Origin of the sequence: Vibrio sp. Vb1755 (assembly GCF_033338635.1) — a bacterium.
GTDB classification, from domain to species: Bacteria; Pseudomonadota; Gammaproteobacteria; order Enterobacterales; family Vibrionaceae; genus Vibrio; species Vibrio alginolyticus.
Map to the genome: position 1 here is coordinate 23,594 of NZ_JAWOTA010000027.1, position 19,717 is coordinate 43,310.

The 19,717-nt window shown below is 45.6% G+C and carries 14 protein-coding genes; 13 read left to right on the top strand and 1 reads right to left on the bottom strand.

Annotated elements, in window-relative coordinates:
* The first annotated feature begins 25 nt into the window (after positions 1-25).
* The 8 genes from murD to lpxC all read left to right on the top strand — a co-directional run bounded on the left by murD (position 26) and on the right by lpxC (position 9,619).
* Positions 26-1,339, top strand: coding sequence for a UDP-N-acetylmuramoyl-L-alanine--D-glutamate ligase (gene murD, locus R7E00_RS18720; RefSeq protein WP_262606257.1), 1,314 nt, complete (start codon positions 26-28; stop codon positions 1,337-1,339).
* 18 nt (positions 1,340-1,357) lie between these two features.
* Complete coding sequence (gene ftsW / locus R7E00_RS18725; protein WP_193837548.1) at positions 1,358-2,566, top strand: cell division protein FtsW; 1,209 nt, start codon at positions 1,358-1,360, stop codon at positions 2,564-2,566.
* Positions 2,553-3,620, top strand: a complete 1,068-nt coding sequence (gene murG / locus R7E00_RS18730; protein WP_047102003.1) for an undecaprenyldiphospho-muramoylpentapeptide beta-N-acetylglucosaminyltransferase — start codon at positions 2,553-2,555, stop codon at positions 3,618-3,620. Before ftsW ends, murG begins: the two co-directional genes overlap by 14 nt.
* A gap of 23 nt (positions 3,621-3,643) precedes the next feature.
* Complete coding sequence (murC, locus tag R7E00_RS18735) at positions 3,644-5,101, top strand: UDP-N-acetylmuramate--L-alanine ligase (RefSeq protein WP_005387395.1); 1,458 nt, start codon at positions 3,644-3,646, stop codon at positions 5,099-5,101.
* Between the two features lie 192 nt (positions 5,102-5,293).
* Positions 5,294-6,076: a cell division protein FtsQ/DivIB gene (locus tag R7E00_RS18740; protein WP_005387393.1), complete on the top strand. Its 783-nt coding sequence runs from the start codon at positions 5,294-5,296 to the stop codon at positions 6,074-6,076.
* A complete protein-coding gene (ftsA, locus tag R7E00_RS18745; RefSeq protein ID WP_005372946.1) occupies positions 6,069-7,331 on the top strand; it encodes a cell division protein FtsA in 1,263 nt (420 codons plus the stop codon). Before R7E00_RS18740 ends, ftsA begins: the two co-directional genes overlap by 8 nt.
* 30 nt (positions 7,332-7,361) lie before the next feature.
* On the top strand, positions 7,362-8,600 hold the full coding sequence (gene ftsZ, locus R7E00_RS18750) for a cell division protein FtsZ (protein WP_017633617.1): 1,239 nt from the start codon (positions 7,362-7,364) through the stop codon (positions 8,598-8,600).
* A gap of 101 nt (positions 8,601-8,701) precedes the next feature.
* A complete protein-coding gene (gene lpxC / locus R7E00_RS18755) occupies positions 8,702-9,619 on the top strand; it encodes a UDP-3-O-acyl-N-acetylglucosamine deacetylase (RefSeq protein ID WP_258482085.1) in 918 nt (305 codons plus the stop codon).
* A 113-nt stretch (positions 9,620-9,732) separates the two neighbouring features.
* Here the strand turns inward: lpxC and R7E00_RS18760 are convergent, their stop codons facing one another.
* A complete protein-coding gene (locus tag R7E00_RS18760; RefSeq protein WP_005381869.1) occupies positions 9,733-10,191 on the bottom strand; it encodes a DUF721 domain-containing protein in 459 nt (152 codons plus the stop codon).
* A gap of 407 nt (positions 10,192-10,598) precedes the next feature.
* Here R7E00_RS18760 and secA point away from each other — a divergent pair, with 407 nt between their 5' ends.
* From secA to carB, 5 genes are all read left to right on the top strand, one after another.
* On the top strand, positions 10,599-13,328 hold the full coding sequence (gene secA / locus R7E00_RS18765; protein ID WP_258482083.1) for a preprotein translocase subunit SecA: 2,730 nt from the start codon (positions 10,599-10,601) through the stop codon (positions 13,326-13,328).
* A 155-nt stretch (positions 13,329-13,483) separates the two neighbouring features.
* Positions 13,484-13,882 (top strand): 8-oxo-dGTP diphosphatase MutT, encoded by a 399-nt coding sequence (gene mutT / locus R7E00_RS18770; RefSeq protein ID WP_005387387.1) that lies wholly within the window; start codon positions 13,484-13,486, stop codon positions 13,880-13,882.
* A 110-nt stretch (positions 13,883-13,992) separates the two neighbouring features.
* Positions 13,993-14,802 (top strand): 4-hydroxy-tetrahydrodipicolinate reductase, encoded by an 810-nt coding sequence (gene dapB, locus R7E00_RS18775; RefSeq protein ID WP_005381860.1) that lies wholly within the window; start codon positions 13,993-13,995, stop codon positions 14,800-14,802.
* Positions 14,803-15,283: 481 nt separating this feature from the next.
* Positions 15,284-16,423 (top strand): glutamine-hydrolyzing carbamoyl-phosphate synthase small subunit, encoded by a 1,140-nt coding sequence (gene carA / locus R7E00_RS18780; protein ID WP_262606256.1) that lies wholly within the window; start codon positions 15,284-15,286, stop codon positions 16,421-16,423.
* Between the two features lie 16 nt (positions 16,424-16,439).
* The gene (gene carB / locus R7E00_RS18785; protein ID WP_262606255.1) at positions 16,440-19,673 is read left to right on the top strand and encodes a carbamoyl-phosphate synthase large subunit; all 3,234 of its coding nucleotides are present in this window, start codon (positions 16,440-16,442) and stop codon (positions 19,671-19,673) included.
* Positions 19,674-19,717: the final 44 nt, after the last annotated feature.

Sequence of the window (19,717 nt, forward strand, 5' to 3'; positions counted from 1 at the left end):
AACAAGATTTACAGTGTGATCAAATATGGAACGTTGGCAAAACATACATAGTGTTGTCGTCGTAGGGCTCGGTATTACCGGGCTCTCTGTCGTTAAACACCTAAGAAAAAATCAGCCACAGCTTGTGGTCAAAGTCATTGATACTCGCGTAAATCCTCCGGGTGCAGAGCGCTTGCCGGAAGATGTTCAACTGCATAGTGGTGGTTGGAATACAGACTGGCTTTCTGACGCGGATCTTATCGTGACCAACCCTGGTATTGCGCTAGCGACACCAGAGATCCAAGCCGTATTAGCAAAAGGTACGGCAGTAGTAGGTGATATCGAGTTATTCGCTTGGGCGGTGCAGAAACCGGTGATTGCGATTACGGGCTCAAACGGTAAGAGCACAGTAACCGACCTCACAGGTGTGATGGCTAACGCTGCAGGTTTGGATGTTGGCGTTGGTGGTAACATCGGTGTGCCTGCTCTGGATTTGTTAGAACAAGACGCAGACCTATATGTACTCGAACTCTCGAGCTTCCAGTTAGAAACGACGTCAAGCTTAAAGCTCAAAGCCGCTGCGTTTCTGAATCTTTCTGAAGATCATATGGATCGTTATCAAGGCATGTCTGACTATCGACAAGCTAAGTTGCGTATTTTTAACCATGCTGCTCTTGCAGTCGTGAACCGTGATGATCAAGAAACCTTCCCAGACGCAGAGATGCCATTGGTGACATTTGGCAGCGACAATCAGGACTTTGGTCTCGAGGTGGATGGCAACCGTACTTGGCTGCTCGATCACGGTCAACGAGTTGTCGCAAGTGATGAGCTTAAGTTGGTTGGTAAGCACAACTTATCTAACGCTCTGGTTGCTTTAGCGCTATTAAAAGCTGCGGACGTAAACTATCACAAAGCATTGAATGCACTTAAAAATTACACGGGACTGACACACCGATGCCAGGTGGTTGCGGATAATCAAGGCGTCAAATGGGTGAATGACTCTAAAGCAACTAATATTGCCAGCACTGTGGCTGCGCTATCTGGTTTGGAATCGACAGGCAAGCTCTACTTACTCGTTGGTGGTGTTGGCAAAGGTGCTGACTTCTCGCCATTAAAACCGATCTTCGCGACGCTTAACTTGCAACTGTGTTGCTTTGGCGCTGATGGCGATGAATTTATGCCACTGCATGAATCTGCAATACGTTTCGACACTATGGAAGATGTGATTCAACAAGTATCTTCGCAGTTAAAACCAGGTGATATGGTGATGCTGTCTCCTGCATGTGCTAGCTTTGATCAATTCGACAACTTTATGGCAAGAGGTGATGCTTTCGCTGCTCTTGCTCAGAAATATGCATAATTAAAGGTTACACACTTCGTGGGTTTAGGTAACGTTAAACGCAGTATTGGCAATTGGCTCAAGCATCCAGCCCCAGAGGCGATGTTTGATCGTCAGTTAGTGTGGATTGCACTGGGTTTGATGTTGACTGGTTTGGTCATGGTAACCTCTGCATCATTTCCAATCAGCTCTCGATTAACGGAACAGCCGTTCCACTTTATGTTTCGTCATGCGACGTTTCTCGTGCTGGCGTTAGGGACCTCCGCTGTTATTTTGCAAGTGCCTTTGCAAGAGTGGTTTAAGAAGAGCCATTACTTACTTTGGGCTTCTTTCGCACTGTTGATCATCGTGCTCTTGGCGGGTAAGTCGGTTAATGGTGCGTCTCGTTGGATTCCCCTTGGGCTGTTTAACCTTCAGCCAGCGGAAGTCGCGAAGCTATCGCTGTTTATCTTCATGTCTGGTTACTTAGTTCGAAAGCAAGACGAAGTACGACAAACGTTCTTTGGTGGCTTTATGAAGCCAATCATGGTGTTTGCCTTCTTCGCAGTATTACTACTTGGTCAGCCAGACTTGGGGACGGTCGTCGTGATGCTGGTCACGCTGTTTGGCATGCTTTTTATCGCAGGTGCAAAACTAACCCAGTTTCTCGCCTTGATGGTGGCTGGTATCGGCGCTGTAGTAGGTTTGATTCTCGTCGAGCCATACCGTATGCGACGAGTAACCTCCTTCCTTGACCCGTGGGAAGATCCATTTGGCAGTGGCTATCAGTTGACTCAGTCTTTGATGGCGTTTGGTCGTGGTGAATGGTTCGGACAAGGTCTCGGTAATTCAATTCAAAAACTGGAATATCTACCGGAAGCGCATACCGACTTTGTGTTTGCCGTACTTGCTGAAGAGCTTGGTTTCGTAGGCGTAGTGCTGGTCTTAATGCTGATTTTTAGCTTGGTGCTAAAAGCGGTTTACATCGGCAAGCGTGCATTTGAAGAAGGCGAAATGTTCGGAGGTTATCTGGCTTTCGGAATTGGTATTTGGTTTGCGTTTCAAACCTTGGTTAATGTTGGAGCTGCCGCCGGTATTGTTCCAACTAAAGGTTTAACACTTCCACTCATCAGTTATGGTGGTTCTAGTCTAATAATTATGTCCGTCGCAGTGTCCATACTACTGCGTATCGATTACGAATGCCGCTTGAAACGCGAGCAACAACAATCAGAACAACAATCAGAACAACAAGCTAATGAAACAAAATAAACGTTTGATGGTGATGGCTGGTGGTACTGGCGGTCACGTATTCCCAGGTTTGGCGGTAGCAAAACAGCTTCAAGAGCAAGGTTGGGAGATCCGTTGGTTAGGTACGGCGGATCGAATGGAAGCGGATTTGGTGCCAAAACATGGCATTGAAATCGACTTTATCAAAGTGAAAGGGTTACGAGGTCAAGGCGTTAAACGTCTTCTTGCAGCACCATTTCAAATTATCAATGCCATTATGCAGGCTCGTGCTCACATGAAACGCTGGCAGCCAGACGCAGTGCTTGGTATGGGCGGTTATGTTAGCGGCCCGGGCGGTATTGCCGCTTGGATGAGTGGCATTCCTGTTGTTCTGCATGAACAAAATGCAGTAGCAGGTTTAACGAACCAATGGTTATCGAAAATCGCTAAGAAGGTTTTTCAGGCTTTCCCAGGCGCTTTTCCAAATGCCGAAGTGGTTGGGAACCCTGTTCGTGAAGATGTGACTCAATTAGCAGCGCCAATTGAGCGCATGCAAGAGCGCCAAGGTCCAATTCGCATTTTGGTGATGGGTGGCAGCCAAGGCGCACGTATTCTTAACCAAACTCTGCCAGAAGTGATGTCGAAATTGGGCGAAGATTACTATGTTCGTCATCAAGCGGGCAAAGGTGCCGCCGAAGAAGTGAATGCAGCATACCAAGCTAATGGTGTGGTAAATGCAGAAGTAATGGAATTCATTGATGACGTTGCAGAAGCTTACGCATGGGCTGACCTTTTAGTTTGTCGCTCTGGAGCGTTAACCGTTTCTGAAGTCTCGGCGGCAGGTGTAGGCGCTATTTTTGTTCCATTCATGCACAAAGACCGCCAGCAAGCACTTAATGCAGACCACTTGGTGGATTGCGGCGCGGCGAAAATGATTGAACAACCAGATTTAACCGTTGAGTCTCTGACTCAGCAGATCCAACAATTGGATCGCCAAGCTTTACTTACAATGGCTGAGCAAGCGCGTGGCGCTGCAAAATTGAATGCTGACCGAGTTGTCGCACAAGCCATTGTCGCTTTGACCGAAAAGCGTTAACCGAATTATTGAGAATAGAATTGATGACAATCCAACATACACAAGACTTAGCTCAGATTCGCGCAATGGTGCCAGAGATGCGCCGCGTGAAATCCATCCACTTCATCGGTATTGGTGGTGCGGGCATGAGCGGCATTGCAGAAGTGCTGTTGAACGAAGGCTACCAAATCACAGGTTCTGATCTATCAGAGAACGCTGTGACAGAGCGTTTGGTATCAAAAGGTGCGACGGTATTTATTGGTCATCAAGCCAGTAATGTAGAAAAAGCCAGTGTGGTTGTTGTGTCAACGGCGATCAACGAAGAAAACCCAGAAGTGATGGCGGCACGTGAATTACGCATCCCTATTGTACGCCGCGCAGAGATGTTGGCTGAATTGATGCGATTCCGTCACGGTATTGCCGTTGCGGGTACACACGGTAAAACCACGACGACCGCTCTTGTTACTCAAATCTATTCTGAAGCCGGTCTTGATCCAACGTTTGTGAATGGCGGTTTGGTGAAAAGCGCAGGTACAAATGCGCGTCTAGGCTCGAGTCGTATTCTAATTGCAGAGGCAGATGAAAGTGACGCGTCATTCCTGCACTTGCAACCAATGGTGAGCATTGTTACCAATATCGAAGCCGATCATATGGATACCTATGGTGGTGACTTTGAAACCTTAAAGCAAACCTTCATCGATTTCCTTCATAATCTACCGTTTTACGGCCAAGCAATTGTTTGCATTGACGATCCTGTAGTTCGAGAGTTAATCCCACGTATTAGTCGTCAAGTGATAACTTACGGTTTTTCTGAAGATGCCGACGTACGTATTGAAGATTATCGTCAAGAGGGACAGCAAGGCAAATTTACGGTAGTACGTAAAGGGCGAGCTAACTTAGATATCACGCTGAATATTCCAGGTCGTCACAATGCATTGAATGCGTCTGCTGCGATTGCGGTTGCTACTGAAGATGATATTGAAGACGATGCGATCCTAAAGGCAATGGCTGGTACGCAAGGTACGGGAAGACGTTTTGATCACCTTGGCGAGTTTGATACTGGCAACGGCCATGCAATGCTTGTTGATGATTACGGCCATCATCCAACAGAAGTGGATGTAACCATTAATGCAGCACGCAGTGGTTGGCAAGACAAGCGTTTGGTGATGATTTTCCAACCGCACCGTTATAGCCGTACTCGTGATTTATACGATGATTTCGCGAATGTGCTTGAACAGGTGGATGTATTGATCATGCTGGATGTTTACGCAGCGGGTGAAAAGCCGATTGCAGGTGCTGATGGGCGCGCTTTATGTCGCACAATTCGCAGCCGAGGCAAGGTAGATCCGATTTTTGTTCCAGAAATCGAGCAATTACCTTCAGTTTTAGCTAACGTTATACAAGACGGCGACCTAATCTTAACGCAAGGTGCGGGTGATATTGGTAAAGTGGCGAAACAGCTGGCAGGTCTTAAATTGAATATAAACAAGATGCTTGGCTGACACATATTGTTGATGCGAAGGACAGATAAAGACTCAGATCTCGATTTTGCGTCAATATCATTGTGATTTATTGCTATCAGTGTTTGATAGTTTACAAGAGCTCAGTATAATCCCAAGGTTAAAGTCAAGACTTTTACCTCTGCGTAATTATATGGGTAAAAAGTACACGACAAAAGTCAGGAAACGAAGACGTTGTTGAATATTGCACTGAATGACGAGCGACCAAACACGGGTAACAACCGTGGTCGCCAAGAAAAAATCTTGGGTGCGTTATTTTTCGTTGTGGTTGTGACTTTAATTAGTTCTGTTTTGTACGCGGCGATCAGTTGGATGTGGGATGACCAAAGGTTACCTCTCTCCAAAATAGTACTTCAGGGGAAACTGGAGTATGTCCAAGCTGACGATGTGCAGGCTGCATTTAGTCGAATTGATCACATCGGTACATTTATGTCTCAGGATATTGATGTATTACAGCAAAGTGTCGAAGCTCTGCCATGGGTAGCGCATGCCGCAATCCGAAAGCAGTGGCCGGATACAGTAAAAGTTTTTTTGACGGAGCATCAACCAGAAGCCATTTGGAATGGCAACGAACTGTTAGATAAAAACGGGTTCGTTTTTGATGGAGATGTTGCTCTGTTGCAAGAAGAAAAAGTGAAGCTGTACGGACCCAAAGATAGCGGACCGGAAGTCTTACAGACTTACCGTGATTTGAGTCCTAAGTTTCAGCAATTGGGTTTAGCGATATCGTCTCTGGTATTAAACGAGCGACGAGCTTGGCAAATCATCCTTGATAACGGTATTCGATTAGAGCTCGGTAAAGAGTCTCTTCTTGAGCGTATAGAGCGCTTTTTTAAGCTCTATAACAAGCTTGGCAGTGACACGCAAAGAATCAGTTATATCGATCTTAGGTACGATACAGGAGCCGCAGTTGGTTGGTTCCCTGAACAAGAGTTAGAAGAGAGTACAGATGACTAAGGCCGCTGATGACAACATTATTGTTGGTCTTGATATAGGCACTGCAACCGTATCGGCTCTAGTGGGTGAGGTTTTACCAGACGGTCAAATTAATATTATTGGCGCAGGTAGTAGCCCCTCACGCGGCATGGATAAAGGTGGCGTGAATGATTTGGAGTCGGTTGTAAAATCAGTACAACGTGCAATTGATCAAGCTGAATTAATGGCAGAGTGCCAGATCAGCCGAGTCTTCATTTCGTTGTCTGGTAAGCATATCGCAAGCCGAATTGAAAAAGGTATGGGCACGATTTCTGATGAAGAGGTGTCTCAAGAAGACATGGATCGCGCTATCCATACCGCAAAATCGATTAAAATCGGTGATGAACAGCGAATTCTTCATGTGATCCCGCAAGAGTTCACCATTGATTACCAAGAAGGAATCAAAAATCCGCTTGGTTTATCTGGGGTAAGAATGGAAGTGAGTGTCCACCTTATCTCATGCCATAATGACATGGCACGCAACATTATTAAGGCGGTAGAACGCTGCGGCCTTAAAGTAGAACAACTCGTATTTTCTGGGCTTGCTGCTAGTAATGCAGTAATCACCGAGGATGAAAGAGAGCTTGGAGTTTGTGTGGTTGATATTGGTGCCGGCACGATGGATGTGGCCATCTGGACTGGCGGTGCGTTACGTCACACAGAAGTATTTTCGTACGCAGGAAATGCTGTAACCAGTGATATTGCTTTTGCTTTTGGCACGCCAGTGAGCGATGCTGAAGAAATAAAAGTCAAATATGGCTGTGCTTTGAGTGAACTGGTCAGTAAGGATGACACGGTTAATGTACCAAGCGTAGGTGGACGACCATCACGTAGCCTGCAACGTCAAACGTTGTCAGAAGTGATTGAGCCACGCTACTCTGAGCTTATGGGACTGGTTAACCAAACTATCGACTCTGTACAAGCAAAATTGCGCGAAGAGGGTATCAAGCACCATCTGGCTGCGGGAGTTGTACTCACCGGCGGTGCTGCGCAAATGGACGGAGTGGTAGAATGTGCGGAACGCGTATTCCGCAATCAAGTAAGGGTCGGCAAACCGCTCGAAGTCAGCGGATTAACTGACTATGTAAAAGAGCCGTACCATTCTACGGCAGTTGGATTACTTCATTACGCAAGAGACATGCAGTCTAGCGACGATAGCGATTATAATGAACCTAAACGCTCATCTGTAACTGGCTTTTTCGATAAATTGCGTAACTGGATACAAAAAGAGTTTTAACCTGAGTTGCAGGATAAACGGAGACAACACATGTTTGAACCGATGATGGAAATGTCTGACGATGCAGTAATCAAGGTCGTTGGGGTTGGTGGCGGCGGTGGTAACGCCGTTGAACACATGGTGCGTGAATCCATCGAAGGTGTGGAATTCATCAGCGTCAACACTGATGCTCAAGCACTTCGTAAGACAAGCGTTGGCAATGTTATTCAGATCGGTGGTGATATCACTAAAGGTCTGGGTGCAGGTGCTAATCCACAGGTTGGCCGTGACGCAGCTCTCGAAGACAGAGATCGAATTAAAGATTCCCTGACTGGCGCCGATATGGTGTTTATCGCAGCTGGTATGGGTGGCGGTACCGGTACTGGTGCAGCGCCTGTTATTGCTGAAGTGGCTAAAGAGCTTGGCATTCTAACAGTAGCGGTAGTAACTAAACCGTTTAGTTTTGAAGGTAAAAAGCGTTTGGCATTTGCTGAGCAAGGTATCGATGAGCTGTCTAAGCATGTTGACTCTTTGATCACGATTCCAAACGAAAAGCTACTTAAAGTACTTGGTCGTGGTGTAACACTACTAGAAGCTTTTGCAAGCGCTAACGATGTTCTTAAGAATGCCGTTCAAGGTATTGCTGAGCTAATTACTCGCCCTGGCATGATCAACGTCGACTTTGCGGACGTAAGAACTGTAATGTCTGAAATGGGTCACGCAATGATGGGTAGCGGCATCGCCAAAGGTGAAGACCGAGCTGAAGAAGCGGCTGAAATGGCAATTTCTAGCCCACTTCTGGAAGACATCGATCTAGCGGGCGCTCGTGGTGTTCTTGTCAATATTACTGCTGGTCTGGATATGCGTCTTGACGAGTTTGAGACGGTTGGTAATACAGTGAAGGCATTCGCTTCTGACAATGCGACTGTTGTTATCGGTACTTCTCTAGACCCTGATATGACTGACGAAATTCGCGTAACAGTTGTAGCGACAGGTATTGGTAATGAGAAAAAGCCAGATATCACGCTAGTTGCGGGTGGTAAAGCGAAAGTGGCACCGACGCCGCAAGCTCAACCACAGCAACAAGCAGCGGCAACGCAAGCTGAAGAAAAACCGGCACAGACCTTGCAAAATAATCAAGTGCAAGAGAAGCCACAGGTAACTCCTCAGCCGACAAACACTGCTCCTTCTTCTCCAGCTTCGTCGAGCCAAAGTTCTGCGGCTCCAAAGCAAGAAAAGGAAAGTGGTTATTTAGATATACCGGCATTTTTGCGTCGTCAGGCTGATTAATCTTTAACCCATAAATTTGACATGGCTCAAAATTATGGTAGCATTCACGGTCGACGTTACAGACGGCCGTGTTTTGTAGCAAATTTTTGAGAGGCAAGCAGATGATCAGACAACGTACTCTGAAAGAAATAGTGAAAACAACTGGTGTGGGTCTCCACTCTGGTCGTAAAGTCACACTTACTCTGCGCCCGGCTGCTGCAAATACAGGTATCATTTACCGTCGTACAGATGTAAATCCACCTGTAGATTTTCCAGCTGATCCAGCTTCGGTTCGTGACACCATGCTTTGTACTGCATTGGTAAACGATGAAGGTGTGCGTATTTCAACTGTTGAGCACTTGAATGCGGCACTTGCTGGTATGGGCATCGATAACATTGTTGTCGAAGTAGACGCACCTGAAATTCCGATCATGGATGGTAGTGCAAGCCCATTTGTATACTTGCTACAACAGGCAGGTATCGAAACGCAAAATGCGCCAAAACGCTTCATCCGCATCAAAAAGTCAGTTCGTTTTGAAGATGGTGATAAATGGGCAGAATTTGTACCATTTAACGGCTTCCGTATGGACTTCGAAATTGAGTTTAATCACCCAGCGATTGAATCAGACGAGCAACGTTTGCTGTTTGATTTCTCGTCAAAAGGCTTTGTTCGTGAGATTTCTCGAGCACGTACGTTTGGCTTTATGCGTGATATCGAATATCTACAATCTCAAAACCTAGTTTTGGGTGGTAGTTTTGATAATGCTATCGTTTTGGATGATTACCGTATTCTTAATGAAGAAGGTCTACGCTTTGAAAATGAGTTTGTGACTCACAAAGTGTTGGATGCGATTGGTGACCTTTACATGTGTGGCCATCCAATCATTGGTGAATTCCGTGCCTTTAAATCTGGCCACGGTTTAAATAACCAACTGTTACGTGCTGTTCTTGCAGATCAGGAAGCGTGGGAGTGGACTACATTCGAAGAAGAAGTCGGCTCACCAGTAGCATTCGCAGAACCAAATATGGTGCTTGCGTAAATACTTGGCATTAGAATTAATAAAAAACCAGGTTTATGCCTGGTTTTTTGCTATTTGGCTTTAATCTTCGACTTATCAATAACATTCAAGCTTTCAGCATATTGAAATAACGTTCACTTACGATCTTCCTTTTCTGCCATATCGGCTAATCGTTTTAAACGCTCTTGAATTTTAGGTGGCGCCATGTCGGCAATCGTCATTAATGACTTTGCTGCAGATTCTGTTAGTGGTGGACGCTTAGGTCTGTCGTCTTGTTGAAAGCGGTTTCTATATAGTGAAGGATTGATCCTCACTTCAACGCTCATCAGCTTGGCAAAGCCTTGAGTACGAAGTTTATTTAGGATCATGAGGCGATCGTAATCGATCTTCATTTTGATCGCGGCACTAGAGACATCGATCAATAGATGGCCGTTACGAACATTCGCTACTCGGCAATGATCGGCCGTCCCCATGGGTAAGACCTCTTGCAAAGCTTGGTTAAGCTGTAAGATTTCTCCAGCATGTTCTTGAATCTGCTTGAACTGTGACTCAGCAATAACATCTTCAGTCGAGGTTGGACGGTGATCACGCATAGGTAAAATCTAATTTTGTTGAGATATAGCTATTCTAGAGCAGCTTTCTATCAAGGTATAGTTTACATTAACGTCTTTAGCTTCAGTTTTACAATGTAGCAAGGTAAAAAGCAAAGTTTGCTCTGGATGGATTACACATATTGCGGTATGCAATATCGGCTAATCAGTCACCACTTTAAGTAAAAACTTCAGAGTGCTTCAAACAAATACGTCTATTTATGGTTGTATCGATTAAAAATCCTTACACTAAGCCACATTGTTTCAAAACTTAGCCTTGAAATATGGATGTTTGAACTCAATATCTTTGATAAATGATTTATCTCAGTATTCTTAGTTCCAAACTGGCAGAGACTGAAGGCATTATGAGTAGATCGGGAACGGTCTGAATAAAGAGAGATTCACGAAAAATGATAACTAAGCTACTGACAAAAGTGATTGGCAGTCGCAACGACCGAACACTGCGCCGCCTTAGAAAAATTGTAAAAGAAATTAATAACTTTGAGCCAACATTCGAAGCTCTAAGTGACGAAGAGTTAAAAGCAAAGACGGTTGAATTCCGTGAGCGCCTAGAGAAAGGTGAAACTCTTGATAAACTACTTCCAGAAGCTTTTGCTACGGTTCGTGAAGCATCTAAGCGTGTCTACGGTATGCGCCACTTCGACGTCCAGCTTATCGGTGGTATGGTTCTAAATGCGGGTCAAATCGCTGAAATGCGTACGGGTGAAGGTAAAACGCTGACGGCAACGCTCCCTGCTTACCTAAATGCCCTAGCTGGTAAAGGCGTTCATGTTGTAACAGTGAACGATTATCTAGCTAAACGTGATGCAGAGACAAACCGCCCTCTATTTGAATTTTTAGGTATGACTGTTGGCGTAAACGTGCCAAACATGCCTCCTCAAGAGAAAAAAGAAGCGTACCAAGCTGACATCTTGTACGGAACGAACAATGAATTTGGTTTTGACTACCTTCGTGACAATATGGCTTTCCGTAGCGAAGATCGCGTACAACGTGAACGCTTCTTTGCAGTTGTCGATGAGGTGGACTCAATCCTAATTGATGAAGCTCGTACCCCTTTAATCATTTCTGGTCCTGCTGAAGATAGCTCTGAGCTATACACCCGAATCAACCTTTTGATCCCGCATCTTAAAAAGCAAGACAAAGAAGACTCTGAAGAATATCGTGGTGATGGTCACTACACTGTTGATGAGAAATCAAAGCAAGTATACCTCACAGAAACGGGCCAAGAGTACGTTGAAGAACTGTTGGTGAAAAATGGTCTTATGGAAGAGGGTGACACACTTTACTCTCCGACTAACATCAGCATGTTACATCACGTGAATGCCGCTTTGCGTGCTCATGTGTTGTTTGAGCGCAACGTTGATTACATCGTTACTGACGAAGGTGAAGTAGTAATTGTTGATGAACATACTGGTCGTACAATGCCAGGTCGTCGTTGGTCTGAAGGTCTTCACCAAGCAGTAGAAGCGAAAGAAGGCGTTAAGATTCAAAACGAAAACCAAACTTTGGCTTCGATTACCTTCCAGAACTACTTCCGCTTATACGAAAAACTGTCTGGTATGACAGGTACTGCGGATACTGAAGCGTTTGAGTTCCAATCTATTTATGGCTTGGAAACTGTTGTTATCCCAACCAACAAACCAATGATTCGTAACGATATGCCGGATGTGGTGTACCGTACCGAAGCTGAGAAGTTTGCGGCAATCATTGAAGATATCAAAGAGCGCGTTGCGAAAGGTCAGCCAACATTGGTTGGTACCGTATCGATTGAAAAATCAGAACTACTCTCCAACGCCTTGAAGAAAGCGAAGATCAAACACAACGTATTGAATGCGAAATTCCATGAGAAGGAAGCGGAAATTGTTGCTGAAGCGGGTATGCCGGGTGCGGTAACTATCGCGACCAACATGGCCGGTCGTGGTACGGATATTGTGCTTGGCGGTAGTTGGCAATCAAAAGTGGAAGCTTTGGAGAACCCAACTCAAGAACAAATCGATGCGATTAAAGCAGAGTGGAAAGTGGTACATGATCAAGTACTAGATGCTGGTGGTCTACACATCATTGGTACTGAGCGCCACGAATCTCGCCGTATTGATAACCAGCTACGTGGTCGTTCTGGTCGTCAAGGAGATGCGGGTTCATCTCGCTTCTACCTATCTATGGAAGACTCTTTGTTACGTATTTTCACTTCTGATCGTATGGCGAGCCTTATCCAAAGTGGTATGGAAGAAGGCGAAGCAATTGAATCGAAAATGCTTTCTCGCTCAATTGAAAAAGCACAGCGTAAAGTGGAAGGTCGTAACTTTGATATCCGTAAGCAGCTACTAGAATACGATGATGTGGCAAACGATCAGCGTAAGGTTGTCTACGAGCTGCGCGACGAATTGATGAACGTTGAAGACATCAGCGGTATGATCGAGCAAAACCGTGAAGATGTGCTAACAGCGGTTATTGATGAGTACATCCCGCCACAATCACTAGAAGATATGTGGGACGTTGAAGGTCTACAAGAGCGCTTGAAAGCAGACTTCGATCTTGATGCGCCAGTGAAGCAATGGCTTGAAGAAGACGATAAGCTTTACGAAGAGGCGCTACGCGAGAAGATCATCAATCTAGCCGTTGAAGTGTACAAAGAGAAAGAGGAAGTGGTGGGTGCGCAAGTACTTCGTAACTTCGAGAAATCGGTTATGCTTCAAACGTTGGATACGCTTTGGAAAGAGCACTTGGCAGCAATGGATCACTTGCGTCAGGGGATTCACTTACGCGGCTATGCGCAGAAGAACCCGAAACAGGAATACAAGCGTGAATCGTTTGAACTGTTTGAAGGTCTACTAGAAGCGCTGAAAACCGATGTGATTACTGTTCTATCTCGCGTTCGAGTTCAGCAACAAGAAGAAGTTGAACGTATGGAAGAGCAACGTCGTGCGCAAGCTGAAGAGGCCGCTCGTCGTGCTCAAGCGCAACACGCAGCAGCACAAAACCCTCTTTCTGAAGGTGAAGAATCTGAAGAAGGTTCAAGTCAGCCAATGGTACGTGATGAACGTAAAGTAGGTCGCAATGAGCCTTGCCCTTGTGGTAGTGGTAAGAAGTATAAACAGTGCCACGGCAAAATCGACTAACGTATTAGTCAGATAATTTTTTAAAGAGTCGCCTAGGCGGCTCTTTTTTTAAGCAAATTCTGTGGCTGTCGAATTTCATAAGTTTTGATAGCATCGGATAGTTTTAGAGATTCAAAGACCGTTGAAGTGTAACAGCTTGAGAGTTAGGAACCCCTATGAAAAGAATTCACATAGTCGCGGCTATTATTTTTAACCAAGACAAATCAAAAATTTTTATTACAAAGCGTCCAGACGACAAGCATAAAGGCGGGTTTTGGGAGTTTCCCGGCGGGAAAGTCGAGTCAGGAGAAAGTATTGAACATGCTCTAGCAAGAGAACTTGAAGAAGAGGTAGGAATTGAAGTTACTGAGCAAGCCCTTTTCGAGCATTTGGAATATGACTATCCAGACAAATCACTTAAGTTTGATTTTATTACGGTATCTAAGTTCAGTAATGAGCCTTACGGCCGAGAAGGTCAAGAAGGTCGCTGGGTTGAGATAAGAGAATTGGGTAACTATGCCTTTCCTGAAGCGAACGTGCCTATCTTGGAGCGTGTCGTAAAAGAGTTCGCTTAAGCCTGATGAACTTGCTTGTGGTAACCACGGTATGTTGTTAGTTTAAACAGATTAAGCGAAACGAGAGAACGAGAGCAAACCTCGTTATCCAGAGAAGGAGAGAAAGCGCAATGGTTCGTATTGCAATCGCAGGAGCAGCAGGCCGAATGGGCCGTAATTTGGTTAAAGCTTCACACCTTAACCCAGAGGCGACAGTGAGCGCGGGATCAGAACGACCTGAGTCCTCACTTGTCGGTGTCGATATCGGTGAACTTTGTGGTGAAGGCAAATTCGATGTGTTCTTAACGGATGATCTTGCTAAAGACGTCGATAATTTTGATGTAATCATCGATTTTACTGCCCCAGTAAGTACGTTGGCGAATCTTGAACTGTGTAAGAAGCATGGAAAGAGTATTGTGATTGGGACGACTGGTTTCAGTGATGCAGAGCGTGAACTGATTGACGAAGCCGCTAAGCAAGTGCCTGTTGTCATGGCTCCTAACTACTCTGTTGGTGTGAACCTAGTATTTAAGCTTCTTGAGAAAGCAGCCAAAGTGATGGGCGACTACTGTGATGTTGAGATTGTCGAAGCACATCATCGTCATAAAGTTGATGCTCCTTCTGGTACCGCTATCGGGATGGGCGAAGCCATTGCTGGTGCGATGGGCAACAAGCTGAATGATGTAGCTGTCTATGCGCGAGAAGGTATCACAGGTGAACGTACTAAAGATGAGATCGGCTTTGCTACAATTCGCGCTGGCGATATTGTCGGTGAGCACACAGCCATGTTTGCTGATATCGGGGAACGAGTGGAGATAACGCACAAAGCGACCGATCGTATGACGTTTGCTAATGGCGCCGTCAAGGCCGCTGTTTGGTTGAGTGCCAAACCAGCAGGCTTTTATACCATGACAGATGTTTTGGGATTGAATGAACTCTAAATACATAATTATTCGCCGGCGGTAGCCGGCTTTTTTATATCTATAGAATTATTTGTAAATGAAATGATTCTAACAGAAAGTCTTTTGGTGCTTACTTTTGTTGTTGTTTTGGTTGTTTTGTGGGTATTTTTGGTTTTGATGTCTAAAAACTAATGTCTTTTTTGTTGGGTGAACGTTTGCGTGAAAAATACATACTTTTTTGTGATCTCTAAAAAGTTCAAATTTGTAAAATTCATTAAACCTCTATGCCTCTCTATGTAATAGCATGTAAAAGTTATCTTTTTGGGCCTTACTGATTCAAAATGACCTTACTCGCTAGAAATTAATCATTTATTTTTGATTGTAGGTTGACAGGTTTCGAGTCCAACTTTAGAATACCGCCAATTTGTCTGAAATACCTATTTATGTAGATTTTATAGGTAAAGGAAGGCATGTTTGCAGTTTGATTTATTTTTTTTGCATTTTTATTCTGGAGGTTGTCTTGGGTAAATTAGCACTGTTGGTCCTAGAAGATGGGACAGTGTTCCGCGGAGTGTCCATAGGGGCAGATGGTCTTTCCGTTGGTGAAGTCGTTTTTAATACCTCGATGACGGGGTATCAAGAAATCCTCACTGATCCTTCCTATTCTCAGCAAATCGTCACTCTCACTTATCCTCACATTGGCAATACCGGAACCACTTCCGAAGATGAAGAATCCTCTTCCATTCATGCACAAGGCCTTGTGATTCGCGATCTTCCTCTAATCGCTTCTAACTTCCGTAACAAACAATCCCTCTCTGATTATCTTAAGTCTCAAAATATCGTTGGCATCGCTGATATCGATACTCGTAAGCTCACTCGTATCCTGCGTGAAAAAGGTGCTCAAAACGGCTGTATTGTTGCGGGCAACAACCTAGACGAAGCTTTGGCACTAGCGAAAGCAAAAGAATTCCCAGGCTTAAAAGGAATGGACCTTGCGAAAGAAGTTACAACAAAAGAAGCGTATCAATGGAAGCAAGGTTCGTGGACGCTTGAAGGTGGACTTCCAGAGGCGAAAGATGACAGCGAGCTGCCATACCACGTTGTCGCTTACGACTTCGGCGCAAAACGCAACATCTTACGAATGTTGGTTGACCGCGGCTGCCGCTTAACGGTTGTACCTGCAGAAACGTCAGCGGAAGAAGTTCTGGCACTAAATCCAGATGGCGTATTCTTATCGAACGGCCCTGGTGACCCAGAACCATGTACTTACGCGATTGAAGCAACCAAAGTGTTCCTAGAAAAAGGCCTACCAATTTTTGGTATTTGTCTAGGTCACCAAATTCTGGCGCTAGCATCAGGTGCGCAAACGGTGAAAATGAAGTTTGGTCACCACGGTGCAAACCACCCAGTAAAAGATTTAGAGCGTAACGTTGTGATGATCACTTCGCAAAACCACGGCTTTGCGGCCGATGAAGCAACATTACCGGAAAACTTACGTGCTACTCACGTATCGCTATTTGATGGCTCTTTGCAAGGTATCCACCGCACAGACAAGCCAGCATTTAGCTTCCAAGGTCACCCAGAAGCGAGCCCTGGTCCACATGACGCGGCACCGCTATTTGACCACTTTATCGAACTAATCAAAAAACACAGCGCTTAATTCGGAGTAGTAGATAATGCCAAAACGTACTGACATTCAAAGTATTCTAATTCTTGGTGCTGGTCCGATTGTTATCGGTCAGGCATGTGAGTTTGACTACTCTGGCGCACAAGCGTGTAAAGCTCTTCGCGAAGAAGGCTACCGAGTTATCCTGGTTAACTCTAACCCAGCAACGATTATGACTGACCCAGAGATGGCAGATGCGACTTACATCGAGCCGATTCAGTGGGAAGTGGTACGCAAGATCATCGAGAAAGAACGTCCTGATGCAGTTCTGCCAACTATGGGTGGTCAGACAGCACTTAACTGTGCATTAGATTTAGAGAAGCACGGCGTTCTCGCAGAGTTTGGCGTAGAGATGATTGGTGCAACGGCTGATGCAATCGACAAAGCGGAAGACCGTTCTCGTTTTGATAAAGCGATGAAGTCTATCGGCCTTGAGTGTCCTCGCGCAGATACAGCGAAGAGCATGGAAGAAGCTCACAAAGTTTTAGATATGGTTGGCTTCCCTTGTATCATTCGTCCATCGTTCACCATGGGTGGCACTGGTGGTGGTATCGCGTACAACAAAGAAGAGTTCGAAGAAATCTGTCGTCGCGGTCTGGACTTATCTCCGACCAACGAACTTCTTATCGATGAGTCACTAATCGGTTGGAAAGAGTACGAAATGGAAGTCGTTCGTGACAAAGCGGACAACTGTATCATCGTATGTTCAATCGAGAACTTTGACCCAATGGGTATCCATACGGGCGACTCAATCACGGTTGCTCCAGCACAAACACTGACTGACAAAGAATACCAGCTTATGCGTAATGCATCGCTAGCCGTTCTACGTGAGATTGGTGTTGAAACAGGTGGTTCAAACGTACAGTTTGGTATCAACCCGAAAGATGGTCGTATGGTCATCATCGAGATGAACCCACGTGTATCTCGCTCTTCTGCGCTAGCATCAAAAGCAACAGGCTTCCCAATCGCGAAAATTGCCGCGAAACTGGCTGTTGGCTTTACGCTAGACGAACTACAAAACGACATCACAGGTGGTGCAACACCTGCGTCATTTGAACCAACTATCGACTACGTCGTAACTAAGATCCCTCGCTTTAACTTCGAGAAATTTGCTGGTGCAAACGATCGTCTGACAACTCAGATGAAATCGGTTGGTGAGGTAATGGCGATTGGTCGTAACCAACAAGAATCTCTTCACAAAGCACTGCGTGGCCTAGAAGTTGGCGCAACTGGTTTTGATGAGATGGTCGATCTGGAAGCGCCAGATGCACTGACTAAGATTCGTCACGAACTTAAAGAAGCAGGTGCAGAGCGTATCTGGTACATCGCCGATGCATTCCGAGCGGGTATGTCAGTCGACGGTGTGTTCAACTTGACTCAAATCGACCGCTGGTTCCTGGTTCAAATCGAAGAAATTGTAAAACTCGAAGAACAAGTCAAGGCGGGCGGCTACGCAGGTTTGACCAAAGAAGTGCTTCGTCAGATGAAACGCAAAGGCTTCTCTGATGCTCGCTTGTCTAAATTGCTTGGTGTCGCTGAAAGTGAAATTCGCCGTGCTCGTGAGCAGTTTGATATTCATCCGGTTTACAAACGTGTGGATACATGTGCAGCAGAGTTTTCTTCTGACACGGCTTACATGTACTCATCTTACGATGAAGAATGTGAAGCAAACCCAACAGACAAAGATAAGATCATGGTTCTTGGTGGCGGTCCAAACCGTATCGGCCAAGGTATCGAATTCGATTACTGTTGTGTTCATGCATCACTTGCGCTGCGTGAAGACGGTTACGAAACCATTATGGTTAACTGTAACCCAGAAACGGTATCTACTGACTACGATACGTCTGATCGTCTGTACTTCGAGCCAGTAACTCTGGAAGATGTACTGTCTATCGCTCGCGTTGAAAAACCAAAAGGTGTGATTGTTCAGTACGGTGGTCAAACGCCACTTAAACTGGCTCGTGCTCTAGAAGCGGCTGGTGTGCCAATCATTGGTACTAGCCCAGATGCTATCGACCGTGCGGAAGACCGTGAACGCTTCCAAGCCGCTGTTGACCGTTTAGGTCTACTTCAGCCAGAAAACGCGACAGTAACAACGATGGAGCAAGCGGTTGAGAAATCGAAAGAAATTGGCTTCCCATTAGTTGTTCGTCCATCTTATGTACTCGGTGGTCGTGCGATGGAAATCGTGTACGACGAGCAAGACCTGCGTCGCTACTTCAACGAAGCAGTAAGCGTATCGAACGAGTCTCCAGTTCTGCTAGACCGTTTCTTGGATGATGCAACCGAAGTTGATATTGATGCTATCTGTGACGGTGAACGCGTCGTTATCGGCGGTATCATGGAGCACATCGAACAAGCGGGTGTTCACTCTGGTGACTCTGCATGTTCACTGCCTGCATACACGCTAAGTCAGGAAATTCAAGACAAGATGCGTGAGCAAGTTGAGAAGTTAGCATTCGAACTCGGTGTACGCGGTTTGATGAACACGCAGTTTGCTGTGAAAGATAACGACGTTTATCTAATTGAAGTGAACCCTCGTGCTGCTCGTACGGTACCATTCGTATCGAAAGCGACAGGCGCTCCTCTAGCGAAAATCGCTGCACGTGTAATGGCGGGTCAATCTCTAGAGTCACAAGGCTTTACTAAAGAGATTATCCCTCCTTACTACTCAGTGAAAGAAGTGGTTCTGCCGTTCAACAAATTCCCTGGTGTTGACCCTCTATTGGGCCCTGAAATGCGCTCAACAGGTGAAGTAATGGGTGTGGGTGCAACGTTCGCAGAAGCTTACGCGAAAGCAGAGCTAGGTTGTGGTGCGGTTTATCCTGAAGGTGGTCGTGCGCTACTGTCTGTACGTGAAGGTGATAAAGAGCGTGTTGTTGACCTAGCTTCTAAGTTAGTGAAACTGGGTTACCAGTTGGATGCGACACACGGTACTGCTGTAATTCTGGGCGAAGCGGGTATTAACCCACGTTTGGTAAACAAAGTACACGAAGGTCGTCCACACATTCTTGACCGCATCAAGAACAACGAATACACCTACATCGTAAACACGGCTGCTGGTCGTCAAGCGATTGAAGATTCGAAAGTTCTACGCCGTGGTGCACTGGCAGAAAAAGTGAACTACACAACGACACTGAATGCAGCGTTCGCTACATGTATGTCTCATACTGCAGACGCAAAAGCGTCAGTAACTTCGGTTCAAGAGTTGCACGCTAAAGTGAAAGCGAGTCTAGACGCGTAACAGATAAAAATCAGTAAGCTCATTAATCAGGGCTTACATGACAA